Consider the following 17,570-nt stretch of genomic DNA (forward strand, 5'->3'; position numbering starts at 1 on the left):
TTGGAAAAACACGATGCAACACTTTTTTTCGCTCATTTACGTTAACTTTTGTAAATAGGATCTAAAAAGGATCTAATTTATAATTAGTTAATTGCTGTTTTATTTAAATATATTGTAATTACAAATCTTTAAAATTAGGGTGATTGATCCTCAAAATTTTATTTTAGGGCTTTGAATTAGAAATTTAGTGATTTTGATATTTTAATAATTTTTTAAATGAAATTTGAAACCCCAAAAACCCCGCTCCTCAACTTTTTAAGAAACGGGATATTATCTGCACTGAATAAACTGACTGATGTTGATTGATTCGAAAATTATATTTTATTAACTGCCTACACGGCATAAACCATATATTCATGAGTAGTTTCTCGCATTATCACTTTCTAAACTGCCTACACGGCATAAACCAACTTGCAACGGAAACGGCATATTTGCTGAGTTTTTCTAAACTGCCTACACGGCATAAACCATGATAAATAATAACAGAATTATGAGATAAATTTTCTAAACTGCCTACACGGCATAAACCACTGCTGAAATTGCTGGCGCATCATGCTGAGTTTTCTAAACTGCCTACACGGCATAAACTTAGAACAAGACATACTATAATCGTTGTTTGCAAAAAGGCAAAGGGCATTTGGCGTTTTAAAAAACCTTTTTTTAATATCTTTTTAACGTTATGATTTTTAATTATTTTATTTTTTGATTAAAAAAAGGGTTATAAAAATAATATTTTTTGAGGCTTAGAAAACCCCGCTCCTCAACTTTTTTTTAAAGCAAATTTTATTCATAAAAAAAGGATTACACTGAATCCTTTTTTTATTTATATTTATTGATTAACCCGCTCGATAATTAGGTGGCTCTTTAGTGATTAGAACGTCATGAACATGACTCTCTTTCATACCTGCGCCAGTAATGCGGTAGAACTTCGATTTTGTGCGTAACTCATCGATAGTTCCACAACCCGTTAGCCCCATACATGAGCGTAATCCACCCATTTGTTGGTGGATGATTTCTTTTAATAAACCTTTGTAAGCAATTCGGCCTTCAATACCTTCTGGCACTAGCTTATCGGCAGCATTATCTGATTGGAAGTAGCGATCCGATGATCCTTTTGCCATCGCACCGAGTGAACCCATACCGCGATAAGATTTATAAGCACGGCCTTGGAATAGTTCGATTTCGCCAGGTGCTTCTTCAGTTCCGGCAAACATTGAACCAACCATAACGCAAGATGCACCAGCGGCAATAGCTTTAGCAATATCACCTGAAAAACGAATGCCACCATCAGCAATAACTGGAATATTGTGTTGTTTAGCTACTTCAACAGCGTCCATAATGGCACTAATTTGCGGTACCCCTACCCCAGTGACGATACGCGTGGTACAAATTGAACCCGGTCCAATACCCACTTTTACCGCACTCACGCCTGCATCAATTAGCGCTTTTGCGCCTTCACCCGTAGCAACGTTGCCACCTATAATTTGTAAATTTGGATAGGCTTGTCTTGCTTGGCGAATGCGTTCAAGTACCCCTTCTGAATGGCCATGTGATGAGTCGATAAGTAAAACATCAACGCCGGCTTCAACCAAAGCAGCAATACGCTCTTCGTTACCCGCACCCGCACCCACTGCTGCGCCGACACGTAAGCGACCTTTTTCGTCTTTACATGCATTAGGTTTTTGTTCTGCTTTATTGTAATCTTTAACGGTTATCATGCCTTTTAAGTGGAATCTATCATCAACCACTAAAACCTTTTCAACACGATGTTCATGCATTTTTTGCAGTACACTTTCTCGAGATTCGCCCTCTTTAACGGTGACTAAGCGCTCTTTAGGTGTCATTACCGCAGTTACAGATAGTGATAAGTCAGTTGCAAATCGAACATCTCGAGCAGTGATAATACCGACTAACTCTTGTGATTCTGTCACAACCGGAAACCCTGCAAAACCATATTCTTTAGCAAGATCGATTACTTGTTGAATAGTTGCTGTTGGTAGTACTGTTACGGGATCTTGAACAATTCCGCTTTCATGTTTTTTAACACGCTTTACATGCTCAGCTTGAACTTCAATTGGCATATTTTTATGGATAAAACCAATGCCACCTTCTTGAGCAAGGGCAATAGCCAGTTCAGCTTCGGTTACCGTATCCATGGCAGCAGATAGCATTGGAATGTTTAATTTGATGGTTTGCGTTAGTTGAGTTGTAATATCAGCAGTATTAGGTAAAACAGTTGAATGGGCTGGAACTAATAAAACATCATCGAACGTGAGGGCTTCTTTAACTATACGAGACATGACAATATTCACCATTGAGTTGGATTGTTGATAAAATATTGCCGATGTATTCTACTCACATTCGATATAAAAGACTAGTAGAATTTGATATTTATTTTTAGGCGATAATCAATCACCCACTTTTAATTGAGCTCGTCTTTTTGAGCCATCAAAATATAATTTACATCAACATTACGACCTAAACGGAATTGATTGCTGAGTAAGTGATATTCCATTCCAATAATATCTTTAACCGTTAAATGCGCTTGTTCAACCCAAGTCATTAATTCAGAAGGACGGATAAAACGATTAAAATCATGAGTCCCTTTTGGCACTAAGCGCGCTATATATTCAGCGCCATAAATCAACATAAGTTTTGCTTTATGGTTACGGTTGATGGTCGATAAGTAGAGTTTTCCGTTCGGTTTGAGCAGTTTTGCGCAGGCATTGATAATAGAAAATGGGTCAGGCACATGCTCTAACATCTCCATACAAGTTATCACATCATAGTGTGATGGATACTGTGTGGCGTGCTCTTCAACGGTTTGTTTTTGGTAGTTGATAGAAAGACCATTTTGCTCGGCATGTAATTTTGCTACTGCTAATGATTCATCAGCCAGATCGATAGCGGTTACATTTGCACCTAACTTGGCTAAACTTTCAGACAATATTCCCCCACCACAACCAACATCTAATACATTTTTTTGATTCAAATCGTTTGATTTAATGTAATCAACTCGCAATGGATTGATGATATGCAATGGTTTGCATTGGCCATTTGGATCCCACCATTGTGCAGCCAACTTGGCAAACTTATCTATCTCGTTTAAATCGATGTTTTGTGTCATGGGTATTCTTATCAAAAATGGGAATTGATGTAATATATGCGATGAGTTGATGATTAGCAATATCAAACCGTTTTAAAAACCCCGCTCCTCAACTTTTTTTATTACTCATAATTTCTATACTAAACCACTTAAAAACTCTGTTTTACTTAGCGATATAGGTTTAATTTTTTCATTGGCTATAACTATAAATGGTAATGTTTTCTTGTCTATGGGCTTAATTCATGGCATGATTTAGCGCTTAATTTATCTAATAAAAAAATAGTTCAGCCTAGGCTGATGCTAGAAATTAAATATTTAATCAAAAACTCAAGGGAAAATATATTCATGAGTACAGGTACTATGAAGAAAAGTCATTCACAGTGGAGCTCTCGCATGGGATTCATGCTTGCAGCTGCGGGTTCTGCTGTGGGTTTAGGTAACATTTGGAAATTTCCATACATGGCAGGAGAAATGGGTGGTTCAGCATTCGTGCTTACCTATTTACTATTTATGTTTGTTATTGGTCTGCCTATTCTAGTTTTAGAGTGGTTAATTGGCCGTCGCGGGCAAAAAAATCCAATCCATACCATGGAAGATGTTGCTGTTTCAGAAGGTCGCTCAAAATTGTGGCGCTGGGTTGGGATTATCGGCGTACTTGGCTCATTTTTAATTCTCTCGTTTTATAGTGTAATTGGCGGTTGGGCTACCGATTATATCTTTTTAGCTATCAATGGTACATTTAATGGTGCGAATGGTGCCGTAACGGCGCAAATCTTCAAAGGTTTTCTTGGTAATACCTCTAGCTTGTTGATTTGGCATACGGTGTTTATGGCAGCCAATACCATTATTGTTGCGATGGGTGTTGGCGCTGGTTTAGAGCGTGCTTGTAAGGTAATGATGCCTGGCCTTGGTATTTTATTATTGGTTTTAGTTGCTTATGCAGCCATCGTTAGTGGATCATCATTTGGTCAAGCGTTTGACTTTTTATTCACACCAAACTGGTCAGCATTAAATGGTACTGCCATTTTAGCGGCTTTAGGTCATGCATTCTTCAGCTTATCATTAGGTATGGGGATTATGATGGCTTACGGTTCATATCTTGGTAAGGATGTGAACTTAATCTCTACTGCTCGCACCGTTGTTATCTTAGATGTTATCGTTGCGATGTTGTCAGGTATGGCGATCTTCCCATTAGTATTTGCTAATGGTTTAGAAGCGGGTTCTGGTCCTGGTCTGATCTTTGTAACGTTACCTATTGCTTTTGGTAATATGGCAGCAGGTTCAATTTTAGGTTGTTTATTCTTTATCTTCCTAACTTTTGCTGCGTTAACCTCATCAATATCATTACTTGAGCCTACGGTAGAGTTATTAGAAGAAAAAACGCACATGGGTCGTAAAACCGCAACAGTGGTTAGTAGTGTATTAATTTGGGCATTAGGTATCGCTTGTATTTTATCATTCAATGAATGGGCAGACCTGAAACTATTTGATAAAAATATTTTCGATCTGCTTGATTACCTCACAAGTAAGATTATGTTACCTGTGACAGGATTAGGTACTGTTATCTTTGGTGCTTGGATGATGAACCAAAAAGTCATTCGTAAAGAGCTTAACTTAAATAGCTTCTGGTTTGGCGTTTGGACGATTTTAACTCGCGTAATTATTCCAGTTGCCGTTGTTCTTATTTTAGTTTGTGGCTTTTTACCAGAAACTCGATAATTAAATTATCATCAATAGCCCTGATACATTATCAGGGCTTTTTTTTAATCAATTAAAAAATCACCAATCAACGGTTTATCATAACCTCTCCTCTTGAAATTCTTTTTTTAATTCCCATATAGCAATACAACAATTAATCAAAACATTATGTCAAAGTTAATCAATTAAAATGTATCGATCACTTTTAATTGGTAAAAATAGTTGAGGTATTAGTCAATGAGTAAGCAAGGAACAGAAACGCGTGGATTTCAATCCGAAGTTAAACAAATTCTGCATTTAATGATTCACTCTTTGTATTCAAACAAAGAGATTTTTTTAAGAGAACTTATTTCAAATGCATCTGACGCAGCCGACAAGCTCCGTTTTAAAGCACTTGAAAATGCAGATTTATATGCGGGTGATGCTGAGCTTGGTGTTCGCATTTCAACAAATAAAGAAGCTGGCACATTAACCATTGCAGATAATGGTATTGGGATGACTCGTGATGAAGTCATTGAAAACTTAGGTACGATTGCCAAATCAGGTACCAAAGCCTTTTTAGAATCCATTGGTAGTGATCAAGCGAAAGACAGCCAATTAATTGGTCAATTTGGTGTTGGATTCTATTCTGCCTTTATTGTTGCCGATAAAGTGACAGTAAAAACCCGTGCTGCAACAGCTAAAGCCGATGAAGCAGTGATGTGGGAATCAGCTGGTGAAGGTGAATACACGATTTCTGATACAGAAAAAGAGAGTCGCGGTACTGAAATCATTTTACATTTAAAAGAAGATGAAAAAGAGTTTTTAGATGATTGGCGTCTACGTTCAATTATTAGCAAATATTCAGATCACATCTCATTACCGGTTGAAGTCCAAACTACTGAAGAAAATGAAGTTAAGTGGGAAAAAGTCAACAAAGCCCAAGCACTTTGGACACGAAGCAAATCAGAAGTGAGTGATGAAGAGTATAAAGAATTTTATAAACATATTTCACATGATTTTGCCGATCCACTAAGCTGGAGCCACAACCGTGTTGAAGGTAAACAAGAGTACACTAGTTTGCTCTATATTCCATCTAAAGCACCTTGGGATATGTGGAATCGTGACAATAAACACGGTTTAAAACTCTATGTACAACGTGTGTTTATTATGGATGATGCTGAACAATTTATGCCTAATTATTTACGTTTTGTAAAAGGCTTAATTGATTCAAATGATTTGCCATTAAATGTATCACGCGAAATATTACAAGATAATAAAGTGACACAAAATCTTCGTAATGCTTGTACTAAACGTGTTTTACAAATGCTAGATAAACTTGCCAAAGATGATAAAGAACAATATCAACAATTTTGGAGTGAATTTGGTTTAGTCTTAAAAGAAGGTACTGGTGAAGACTATGCTAATCGTGAAGCGATTATGAAATTATTACGCTTTACAACAACACAAAGTGATAGCGAGGCGCAAACTGTATCTTTAGACGATTACATTAGCCGTATGCAAGAAGGCCAAGAGAAGATCTATTACATCACTGCTGATAGTTATGGCGCAGCGAAAAATAGTCCTCACCTTGAGCTATTCCGCAAAAAAGGCATTGAAGTCTTATTATTATCTGATCGTATTGACGAGTGGATGATGAGCAATTTAACTGAATTTGATGGTAAACAGTTCCAATCAATCAGTAAATCTGACGAGTCAATCGAGAAGTTAGCTGATCAAAATAGTGATGAGCAAAAACAAGTCGAAAAAGAACTTGAGCCATTTATCGAACGTGTTAAAAAAGTATTAGGCGATAAAGTTAAAGAAGTTAAATTAACACATCGTTTAACTGATACGCCAGCAATTGTCACTACCGCTGCCGACGAGATGTCTACGCAAATGGCAAAACTCTTTGCAGCAGCAGGACAAAAAGCACCAGAGATAAAATATACTTTTGAGATCAATCCTGATCATCAATTGGTTAAACGTGTTGCTGATACGCAAGACGAAACCGCATTTAGTGATTGGATTGAATTGCTATTAGATCAAGCGTTACTAGCTGAAAAAGGATCATTAAATGATCCAAGCAAATTTATTCAAACAATGAATAAACTACTTGCACAATAATTAATTTATTCACCCAAACCCGATATGGCTCGCCTATCGGGTTTATTTTTTTGAGAAAAATCAATTTATTTTTCTCAAATTTATGAAGTCAGTCACACTTTTTTATATTCCTCCTTTCCATTTTCGTTTTGCGATAGATAATAAATTAATCTTAAAATTTAGACAGAGTCAGATGAAAGTTCATAAAATATTAAATAATAATGTTGTAGTGACTTTGGATTCCAAAGGGAATGAATTGATTGTTACGGGTCGAGGAGTAGGATTTAAAAAACGGGAAGGTGATGATATCGACCCAAAACTTATCGAAAAACAGTTTTCTTTAAATAACCAAGAAATATTACCCAAATTTGCTGAACTGCTTTCTGAAATTCCAATCGAAGTTCACACCACATCCGATATTATTATCAATCATGCCAAACAATTTTTAGGCAGTAAATTACAAGATAGTATCTATATTTCATTAACTGACCATATCTATTTTGCCATTGAACGGCATAAGCAAGGATTTGATATTCCGAATAACTTTATCTGGGAGATAAAAAAATTCTACCCTAAAGAGTATGAAATCGGTGTGTACGCTTTAGATGTCATTAAAAAACGGTTGGGTGTTGAGCTTCATGAAGATGAAGCAGGATTTATTACATTTCATATTGTCAATGCTGAGCTTAACGATACCATGCCCAATATTGTTAATATGACCAAAATCATGCGTGAAATTTTAAATATCGTAAAATATCACTTTCGGTTCGAATATGACGAAAACAGCCTTTCTTATCAACGATTTGTTACCCATTTAAAGTTTTTTGCGCACCGCATTTTGAGTAAAGGTAAATCCGCACAACAAGATACCTCGTTGTATGAGATTATCCGTGAAAAATATGAACAAGCTTATCTTTGCACTAAACAGATAGATCTCCATTTAATCCAACAATATCAACATCCGCTATCTGATGATGAAAGTTTATATCTCACTATTCATATTGAACGATTGAGGTCGGAATTAAAAAAATAATTATGTGATATACATCACAAATTAACGAATGAATTGTCAACAAGCTAATTTATTTTATGTTAATTTAATAAGGAATCTTTTTTTGGATTGTTATTGCATTGGTTAATTTTATTGATGCAAGCAAAACCTAAATCCCGTATTTATTGGGGTTTAGGTTTTTTTTTGCGCTTAAATAAGGATAAGCTATGAAAAATAAACAAATTGCTGAATCAATTATTGAGAACGTAGGTGGTCAGGAAAACATCGTCAGTCTAGTACACTGTGCGACCAGACTTCGCTTTGTATTGAAAGATGAATCAAAAGCAGATGCCGAAATAATTAAAAAACAAACTGGCGTCATTACTGTCGTTCAAAGTGGTGGACAATTCCAAGTCGTTATCGGCAATAATGTTGCTGACGTATTTAATGCAATTATGGATATCACTAGCCTTAATAACACCCCCGCCCCTCAAGAAGCGGGACCTAAAAAAGGGATTGTGTCACGACTGATTGATTTAGTATCAAGCATTTTTATTCCAGTTTTAGTGGTACTGGTTGCCGGCGGTATTTTAAAAGGGATTGTGTCTCTATTACAAGTCTGTGACATTGTTCAGGAAAAAACGCCAACATTTACTTTTTTAAACGCTATTGCTGATGCGCCATTTTATTATTTACCGATCATTTTAGGTTTTTCAGCGGTTAAAAAATTTGGTGGTAATCCTTATGTTGGAATGGCGATAGGTGGCGCGTTAGTCTATCCGGATATTACCGAGATGCTAGGAAAAGCAATTGAATTACAAACCGAATTTTTCAATATCCCCATTAAATTAATTCCTTATAAATCTTCAGTCTTCCCGGTAATTTTAGCAGCATGGTTTTATTCATTGCTTGAACGTAACTTCAACAAAATCATGCATGACTCATTTAAAAAATTCATTTCGCCCCTACTCGGTATTATCATTACTGTGCCATTAACGTTTGCGCTTATTGGTCCAGTCGTTGCATTTTTATGTAACATTGTTGCTAGTGGCATTATTTATGTTTATGAACTTAATTCTGTTATTGCCAGTATGATTTTAGCAGGACTTTGGCAAATAATGGTTGTGTTTGGTATCCATTGGGGCTTGGTACCTTTTGCGATAAATAATATTACCGTATATCAGCAAGACTTTATGTTACCAATCTTATTCCCAGCGGTATTTGCCCAAGTCGGTGCGGTATTGGCGGTGATGATGCGCAGTAAAGATCCGCAAGTTAAAGCGTTGGCAAGTTCGTCAGCACTCTCAGGTGTATTTGGGGTAACAGAACCAGCAATTTATGGCGTTAACTTACCATTAAAACGCCCATTTGTGATCGGTTGTCTCTCAGCCATGGCTGGCGGTGCGATTATTGGTTATTTCAAATCAGTTATCTTCTCATTTAGCTTCACCAGTATCTTTGCATTTTTACAAATGATTCCAAGTGATGGTTTGGATGATAAATTCTTTGCTGCCATAATCGGTTCGATAGTCTCATTTATAATTGCATTGGTGGTAACTTATCTATTTGGTATTCCTAAAGATAAAAAAGCGGATAATGCAGAACAATCGCCAATAAACAGTCAAACGCAGATCGATACTATCTCAAGTCCAATGACCGGCAAACTTATTGATTTAAATCAAGTCAATGATCCAACTTTTGCCAGCGGATTGATGGGTAAAGGTGCCGCAATTATTCCAACCATTGGCGAAACTGTCGCGCCTGAAGATGGTGAAGTTGTTTCGCTATTTAGAACTAAACACGCTATCGGATTTCAAACTCAATCAGGGGCAGAAATCCTTATTCACATTGGTATCGATACGGTTAAATTAGATGGGCAACATTTTGAAGCGCATGTTGAAGCCGGCCAAAAGGTGAAAAAAGGTGATAGACTTGTTAGCTTTGATATCGAAGCGATTAAACAAGCCGGCTTTGAAGTCACCACACCAATTATTATTACCAATAGTGATGACTATATCGATGTGCAGTGCATATTCAAACAAGATGACGTTCAACAAGGTGACGCGCTATTAGCGTTAAGTGCAAAAAAGGAGTAAAACATGGCAAATACATTTCCTAGTGATTTTTTATGGGGTGGCGCTATTGCTGCCAATCAAGTTGAAGGTGCATATCGTGAAGATGGCAAAGGGCTATCAACATCTGACTGCACGCCTAATGGTCTATTTGGTGATATTGTCGATCGCAATAAAGTCGATATTACCAGTATTAAAGATCGGGCAATCGACTTTTATCATCGCTATCCAGAAGATGTTGCCCTGTTTGCTGAGATGGGATTCACCTGTTTAAGAACATCTATCGCTTGGACCCGAATCTTTCCAAATGGTGATGAAGAGCAACCAAATGAAAAAGGCCTGGCGTTTTATGACAAACTATTTGACGAAATGTTAAAACACAACATTACGCCACTTGTCACCTTATCGCATTATGAAATGCCCTACTACCTTGTCACACAATATGGTGGATGGGGAAATCGTAAAGTCATCGAATTTTTTACTCGTTATGCCAAAACAGTATTTGAACGCTATAAAAATAAAGTGAAATATTGGTTAACTTTCAATGAAATTAATATGTCACTCCACGAACCTTTTACTGGCGTTGGCTTAGATCGTAACAGCACTAAAGCCGAAATCTATCAAGCGATTCATCATCAATTAGTTGCCAGTGGTCGTGCGGTAAAATTATGTCATCAAATCATTCCTGATGCCAAAATCGGTAATATGCTACTTGGCGCTATCGCCTACCCGCTTACGCCAAAACCAGAAGATGTATGGGCGACACATGTAGAAAATCATGGTTGGTTATTCTTTGGGGATGTTCAGGCTCGTGGTTACTACCCAACTTATATGAATCGTTACTTTAAAGAGAACAATATTGAGCTAACCATTACCGATCAAGATCGTGAAGATTTAAAAGAAACCATCGACTTTATCTCATTTAGTTACTATATGAGTTGTTGTGGCACAGCCGACGATTCACTCCGTCAAAAAGGTAATATTCTTGATATGGTCCCAAATCCTCATCTTAAAGCATCTGAATGGGGCTGGCAGATTGATCCGGTTGGTATTCGTTACTTATTAAACCTACTTTATGAGCGTTTTCAAAAACCACTGTTTATTGTTGAAAATGGTTTAGGCGCCAAAGACAAACTTGAAGCAGATGGCACGGTTAATGATGATTATCGTATTAACTATATGAACGATCACTTAGTGCAAATTCGCGAAGCTATTAACGACGGTGTTGAAGTAATGGGATACACCAGTTGGGGACCAATTGACCTCATTAGTGCATCAAAAGCAGAAGTCACCAAACGTTATGGTTTTATCTATGTTGATCTAAACCAAGATGGCTCAGGCTCATTAAAACGCTATAAAAAGAAAAGCTTTTATTGGTATCAGTCTGTGATTTCATCCAAAGGTGCAACTTTAAAATAATGATCATGCTGGTAATGTCTGCTTGGCATTACCGCAAATGTACTGAGCAGATTACGAGGATAAAGATGATAAATAAAATAATTAAAATCACCACCAGTTTACTGTTGTTGACCGCACTCTCGACTGGATGTAGTAATCAACCAAGCAGTAGGTTTAATGCTAATCGTGATGATGTGGTTACCATCTATTTTGCAAGGCATGGTAAAACGTTATTCAATACCTATGATCTAGTACAAGGCTGGGCCGATTCACCCTTAACCGACAAAGGAATAGAAACGGCGCGTTATTTAGGTGAAGGCTTTAAAAAGAAATACATCAGATTTGATGCTTATTACACCAGCGATTCAGGTCGTCAACGCGAAACCATGCAAGTGTTGTTAGCTCAAAAAGGGGTAAAACATTACAAAATACAAGAGTTAAAAGGCCTACGCGAAGTTTTTTACGGCGGATTTGAAGGCGGTACTAATGCGAAAATGGTATCCGCAGCTATGAAATCACTGGGTTACAAGTCGGTTGATGCCTTTTATAAAAGTTATGTACAAGGGCAAATCCCAGTAACAACGTTAACCGAAGCGATTGCCAAAAGTGATCCTAAGCATGAAGCGGAAAACTTTACCCAAGTTAAAGAGCGCACTCAAAACGCACTCCACACTATTGTAGAGACCGCACTGGCTAAGCATCAAAAAAATATATTGGTGATCTCATCAGGCATGTCGATTCAAGCAATGATTTATGACTTAACTGATAATCCTGTTAAAAACAGACCATTTGCGAATGCAACTGTCGTCAAAATTGTTTACCAAAATGGTAAATATAAGGTCGTTGAAATTGGCAGTATGGACTATGTTAATGAGGGTAAATCATCATTAAATATCGGTGAAAATCGTCAAAATTAGAAACAATTAGTAAAATTTAGTCGAATAGGATTGTTACTGCTTTTGCAGGCAAAACCTAAATATGACTCAAGCTTGATAGCTTGGGTTGTGTTTAGGTTTTTTTTTGGAAAAAAAATTTATAAAAATAGGAAATAATAATGAAAATAAAGTACGTCTCCTTAGCATTACTTAACATCATGTGTTTTTCAGCTATTGCCGCTGAGTCAAATTCAATCAATAGTGAAAATGGCTTTTTGAATAATGCCTTTTTCAAAGATACTAAATTTGAATTTTCAACACGTAACCATTGGAAGTATTTAAAAGAAAACGCATCCCAACCTAAAGAAGTCCATAGTGCATGGGGTCAAGCATTTACGCTCAATTATAAATCGGGTTATTTATTCGATACCCTAGGTTTTGATTTCACCTATGATAACGTTATAAAACTTGGTGCTAGTGACTACTTTGCAACTCGTAACCTACTCTATAACTCAGGCAAAAAACCAAACAAACACAATGCGCATGGTTTTAACAAATTTACTCAACGTTATGCCAAAGTCAAACTCGGTAATAAAAATATCAACTTTAATGGTAAAGTCGGATGGCATAGCTTAAAAGATACGGGGGTAATGAGTTCATCACAACATTTAACTCGTTATAGTTATTTGGGATACAGTGGCGTATTAAAATATTCAAACTTAGCGCTACAACTTGCTTATATCGACAGCGCCTTCCCGCGTGAATCATCGAAAAAAGTGCATTTTTATAGCTTAGATAGAAAACACGTCATTGATAATATCAAAACGGCCGGTATTGCGTATAATGACAAAATAGTAAAACTTGATTACTCCTATGGCGTTGCTAAAGACTACATCAAACGTCATGCTATCGAGTTCTCTTATAAACCGATGGATAAACTTATTCTTGGTTCACAAATTTACGGTAGTACCGCACTTAAAAACCATGACAAAATGAAAGCTAATGTCCGTGATTTTGATGATTCAGCATGGCATTACGCCACTGACATTGAATGGAAAGAAGCCGACTGGAGTGCTAAATTCGGTATCGCCTATACTGACGCTAACCGCAAAGGTGCTATCGGTTACTATGGTCGTCATATTGGTAAAAACAATCGTGGACGTTTTAACGGTATGGCAGCAGCTGCAGCCGACTATATGCGTGATGGCGAACTGGTATTTTCAAGCATATTGACTTACGACTTCTTTAAAGACAATACCACAGGTTTATATCTCAACTACGGTGAATTTAACTACAAACATGAAACCTTAAAAAATGGCGAAATCAACGTGTTTAACATCTTTAAACCAACAAGTGGTACATTTAAAAATCTATCTATTTTGTCAAAATTTGGTTATGGTTGGTCTTATAAAACCTTAAGCAGTAAAGACATTACGCCAAAATTAAGAGACGGCAAAGCTCAACGTTCACCAACACTGTCAGCCGAAACCGTTATTGATTATCGATTCAACTTATTATAGAAAAGGAAGAAACTATGAAAAAACTCATTAAACTTATTGGATTAACCGCTATCCTTACCGCATCAATTGCACAATCATTTGCTGCCGAAGTGAATATCTATTTTACCCGTCATGGTAAAACCATGTTCAACAACGTCCATCGTGCTCAAGGATGGTCAGACACGCCACTAACAAAACCGGGAATTGAAGTGGCACAGCAACTTGGTCGTGGCTTAAAAGGTATCGACTTTATTTCGGTCTATTCAAGCGATTCAGGCCGAGCAAGACAAACTGCGCGCATTGTTCTTGAATCTAAAGGTGATACAAAATTAAGCATCAACGAAATGGAAGGATTACGAGAAACCTGTTTTGGTGATTTTGAAGGCGATCTTGATCCCAACATGTGGAATCCCGCAGCACAGCACCTAGGTTATGAGTCTGACAAAGCATTAATGGCTGATTTAGCTAAAGGTAAAGTCACCCTTAAAAAAATGATGGATGCGATCAAAGCCGTTGAAAAATCAGGCGAAGCAGAAGACTACAATGCCGTTAAAACACGTATGCAAGCATCATTAAGAGCAATTGCAAAATCAGCTCAAGAACAAGGTGGCGGTAATGTTCTTGTTGTTTCTCACGGCATGGCAATTATGGCTATGGTTGAAGAAATGTTAGATAAACCAATCACAAGTGGACTAGGTAACGCGAGCGTCACTAAAATTCGTTACACTGATGATGGCAAATTCATTGTTGAATCATTAGGTGACATGAGCTATGTCGAAAAAGGCAAAGCAGTAAAATAATCGATAAAAAAGGCTCACCGAAGTGAGCCTTTTAACTTTTTACTTTGAAAAATCACTATTTAATGTCTCTTTAATCAACCATGTTGCGATGATACTAATGATTGACGCCACCGCCACATAATAGCCCACCCACGTCAAACTACCATGTGCCACTAAATAATTAGCAATAATTGGCGCAATTGATGCCCCTAAAATCCCACCAATACTATACGCTGCTGACGACCCGGTATAACGAATATTAGTCGGAAAAATCTCGGGTAAAAATGCCCCCATAGGCGCAAAAATAATCCCCATCAAAAATAGTGATAAGCATAAATAGGTCATCACCAATAATTCACTACAACTAGCCATAAATTGAGTCATCAACAGACCAGATAGCGCAACAAGCATTAAACCAACAATTAAGACCGGCTTACGCCCGTATTTATCGCTAAGTCGGGCAGAAATCGGGGTAGCGATCGCCATAAATACAATCGCTACACACAAAAATCCTAAAAAATGACCTTTTTCAATGCCCAAGTATTTAGTGCCATATTGCAATAAAAAGGCTGTGGTTATATAAAAAAGCGTATAACAACCTACCATCGAAAAGGAGCCTAACGTCAACGCTTTCCAATGGTGAACAAACATATTCATTACTGGCATTTTAACTTGTTTTTTATTGGCTAAAGCTTGAGTGAAAATGGGGCTTTCAACTAATTTTAATCGGACATACAAACCAATAACCACAAGAACCGCACTAAGAACAAAAGGAATACGCCAACCCCAATCTAAAAACTGCTCGTTACTCAGCGAAAGCGTAACACATAAAAATACCCCATTAGATAATAAAAACCCAATCGAAGGGCCTAACTGAGGAAACATCCCAAACAGAGCGCGTTTATTTTTTGGCGCGTTTTCCGTTGCCAATAATGCTGCACCACCCCACTCACCACCAAGACCTAAGCCTTGTGCCAAACGTAAAATACACAACAAAAATGGCGCCCAAAAGCCAATCACACTATACCCAGGTAACAAACCAATTAACGCCGTAGCAACGCCCATCAAAATAAGCGATACAACTAGGGTGGACTTTCGACCAATGCGATCACCAAAATGACCAAACAAAATCGCCCCAATAGGCCTTGCAACAAAAGCTATACCGAACGTTGCAAATGATTGCAACGCTTGAGCCGATGGCGAACTATCAGGAAAAAATACCGGCCCAATCACTAGCGCAGCAGCGGTGGCGTAAATATAAAAATCATAAAATTCAATTGCAGTGCCGATAAAACTAGCTAACGCTACGTTCGACATTGAATTGGCTGGTTTAGTATTCATCATTCATTCCAAAATTATTTTATTTTTTAAATAAGTGCAAATATTATAGTTGTTAACAATCCATTTACCATCATAAATAAAAAAAGTAATATCCCTATTCTCAATATAAGAACTCGCTATAATAATATAACCGACTAAAAAGGATTTTATATGTATTACATCAGTCATTATTCATCACCACTGGGGCAAATCACCCTAGCAAGTCAGCACAATAAATTAGTGGGTGTTTGGATTGAAGGACAAAAATATTTTGGCCAAATGCTAAGCGCCCAAAAAGAAGAGGCGCCAAATTTAACCATATTTAATCAAACCAAAAAATGGTTGGATGACTACTTTGCCGGCAAAAAACCGGCTATCACAAAATTGGCTCTAGCACCACAAGGTAGCGAATTTAGACATAAAGTGTGGGATATATTGGTACAAATCCCTTATGGTAAGGTGATTACCTATGGTGATATTGCTAAACAAATCAGCGCCAACATGTCCAGCCAAGCAGTCGGCGGTGCCGTCGGCCACAACCCCCTTTCCATCATTATCCCTTGCCACCGCGTAGTAGGCACAAATGGCAACTTAACAGGTTATGCAGGTGGAATTGATAAAAAGGTGTGGTTGCTAGAACATGAACAAGTCGATATAAAAGATTTTTTTGTCCCCAAAAAAGGAACCGCTATTTAAAGATAAATATTTTTTAGCCAAAAAAATCCAAAAACCCCGTTCCTCAACTTTTTTTGATGGAAAAACACAGCTACTAAAAAACGCCATAGTTTAAAGCGGAATTATTTATTCGAGACAACATTGCAAAGTAGAATTTAGAACCCAAAAACCCCGCTCCTCAACTTTTTTTCTAAGATAAAACTCCTCAAAAATAAACCCGCCAAGACGGGTAACTCAAACATCGCTAAGCCACAAAATCGCTTTTTTTATGGCTAAACGACGTTGACTCTTAGCTTACTTTTAATCACCTAATACTATTTTTTATCACCCCCGCCCCCGGTCTAAGGATTAAGGACGAAGGAATAAGAACTAAGGATAGGAGCATAGGCTGTAGCAGAAGTGGTTCCAATCCACGTAACCGCTGTTTGGGTACACGGCAAACCGGTTACTACCACGCGGGTCACTAGTCCAGTACCAAGTGTCGACGAAGCCAGCGCCTGAGTAATGGTCCATACGACCCCACTCCGTGAAAAAACCAGAACCTATATGTCGCATATAATGATTACCAGACGAGGAAGGGGTGGCGCCGACTGAACCACGACAGTCAAAATCGTTGTTAGGACAAGATGCATTGGTTAAATCCTTTACCTCAACAAGACGATAACCAATACGACTACACCAAGATAATGTATCAGGATAATTTTTCTCCACAGAACCAGTGTTCACGAACCACTGCTTCAAAGTAAAACCATATTTGACGACTGGAGTACCATTACTATCACGACCGACCAACTCGAAGGTCTGAGGCAAAGATGGAGTAGAAATACGACCAGGATTGTCTGAATTATGCTGGGATGTGGTAGCGTAAGGACCCGTTAAAGTAACGCGTACGCTTGTAGCAGTAGGATTAGTCATTGTAGCTGTGATACCTCCACGAGAAACAGGAGACCAAGACAATGGCTGACTGACACCACTAATGAGTAAATTAAAGTACAGTTTGTTAGCACCAGTTGTAGGAAAGTTTCTACCGTAAAGTGACGGGTCTGTTTCTTGAGTGAGAAAACCCTTAGCT

Annotated in this window: 12 protein-coding genes and 1 pseudogene; 9 read left to right on the forward strand and 4 right to left on the reverse strand. The window is 37.6% G+C overall.

Annotated elements, in window-relative coordinates; all coding sequences use genetic code 11:
- Positions 1 to 836: 836 nt before the first annotated feature.
- Together guaB and ubiG are read right to left on the reverse strand one after the other, a co-directional pair.
- Positions 837 to 2,300, reverse strand: a complete 1,464-nt coding sequence (gene guaB / locus J3U16_RS11575; protein WP_065733929.1) for an IMP dehydrogenase — start codon at positions 2,298 to 2,300, stop codon at positions 837 to 839.
- Between the two features lie 122 nt (positions 2,301 to 2,422).
- Positions 2,423 to 3,127, reverse strand: coding sequence for a bifunctional 2-polyprenyl-6-hydroxyphenol methylase/3-demethylubiquinol 3-O-methyltransferase UbiG (gene ubiG / locus J3U16_RS11580; protein ID WP_065733928.1), 705 nt, complete (start codon positions 3,125 to 3,127; stop codon positions 2,423 to 2,425).
- A 324-nt stretch (positions 3,128 to 3,451) separates the two neighbouring features.
- On the opposite strand from ubiG, the gene J3U16_RS11585 reads away from it, so the two are divergent.
- From J3U16_RS11585 to J3U16_RS11620, 8 genes are all read left to right on the forward strand, one after another.
- Positions 3,452 to 4,825 carry a sodium-dependent transporter gene (locus J3U16_RS11585; protein WP_218058410.1) on the forward strand — a complete coding sequence of 458 codons (1,374 nt, stop codon included), beginning with the start codon at positions 3,452 to 3,454 and terminating at the stop codon, positions 4,823 to 4,825.
- 216 nt (positions 4,826 to 5,041) lie between these two features.
- Entirely contained in the window at positions 5,042 to 6,910 is a 1,869-nt protein-coding gene (htpG, locus tag J3U16_RS11590; protein WP_065562674.1) for a molecular chaperone HtpG, read from the forward strand.
- A 172-nt stretch (positions 6,911 to 7,082) separates the two neighbouring features.
- Positions 7,083 to 7,922, forward strand: coding sequence for a BglG family transcription antiterminator LicT (gene licT, locus J3U16_RS11595; protein WP_267330705.1), 840 nt, complete (start codon positions 7,083 to 7,085; stop codon positions 7,920 to 7,922).
- A 185-nt stretch (positions 7,923 to 8,107) separates the two neighbouring features.
- Positions 8,108 to 9,976: a beta-glucoside-specific PTS transporter subunit IIABC gene (locus J3U16_RS11600; RefSeq protein ID WP_267343133.1), complete on the forward strand. Its 1,869-nt coding sequence runs from the start codon at positions 8,108 to 8,110 to the stop codon at positions 9,974 to 9,976.
- Positions 9,977 to 9,979: 3 nt separating this feature from the next.
- Complete coding sequence (locus J3U16_RS11605) at positions 9,980 to 11,371, forward strand: glycoside hydrolase family 1 protein (RefSeq protein ID WP_267337853.1); 1,392 nt, start codon at positions 9,980 to 9,982, stop codon at positions 11,369 to 11,371.
- A 65-nt stretch (positions 11,372 to 11,436) separates the two neighbouring features.
- Positions 11,437 to 12,267, forward strand: coding sequence for a histidine phosphatase family protein (locus tag J3U16_RS11610; protein WP_267343135.1), 831 nt, complete (start codon positions 11,437 to 11,439; stop codon positions 12,265 to 12,267).
- A 137-nt stretch (positions 12,268 to 12,404) separates the two neighbouring features.
- The gene (locus J3U16_RS11615) at positions 12,405 to 13,745 is read left to right on the forward strand and encodes an OprD family outer membrane porin (RefSeq protein WP_267343136.1); all 1,341 of its coding nucleotides are present in this window, start codon (positions 12,405 to 12,407) and stop codon (positions 13,743 to 13,745) included.
- Between the two features lie 14 nt (positions 13,746 to 13,759).
- Positions 13,760 to 14,524: a histidine phosphatase family protein gene (locus tag J3U16_RS11620; protein WP_065562679.1), complete on the forward strand. Its 765-nt coding sequence runs from the start codon at positions 13,760 to 13,762 to the stop codon at positions 14,522 to 14,524.
- Positions 14,525 to 14,563: 39 nt separating this feature from the next.
- On the opposite strand, the gene J3U16_RS11625 is transcribed toward J3U16_RS11620, so the two are convergent.
- Entirely contained in the window at positions 14,564 to 15,844 is a 1,281-nt protein-coding gene (locus J3U16_RS11625; protein ID WP_267343137.1) for an MFS transporter, read from the reverse strand.
- Between the two features lie 150 nt (positions 15,845 to 15,994).
- Here J3U16_RS11625 and J3U16_RS11630 point away from each other — a divergent pair, with 150 nt between their 5' ends.
- Complete coding sequence (locus J3U16_RS11630; RefSeq protein WP_267343138.1) at positions 15,995 to 16,519, forward strand: methylated-DNA--[protein]-cysteine S-methyltransferase; 525 nt, start codon at positions 15,995 to 15,997, stop codon at positions 16,517 to 16,519.
- Positions 16,520 to 16,867: 348 nt separating this feature from the next.
- Here J3U16_RS11630 and J3U16_RS11635 read toward each other — a convergent pair.
- Positions 16,868 to 17,570 (reverse strand): annotated as a pseudogene (locus tag J3U16_RS11635) (hypothetical protein); the annotation flags it as partial.

It is taken from the genome of Gilliamella sp. B3023, from assembly GCF_026536845.1.
Classification (GTDB): domain Bacteria; phylum Pseudomonadota; class Gammaproteobacteria; order Enterobacterales; family Orbaceae; genus Gilliamella; species Gilliamella apicola_E.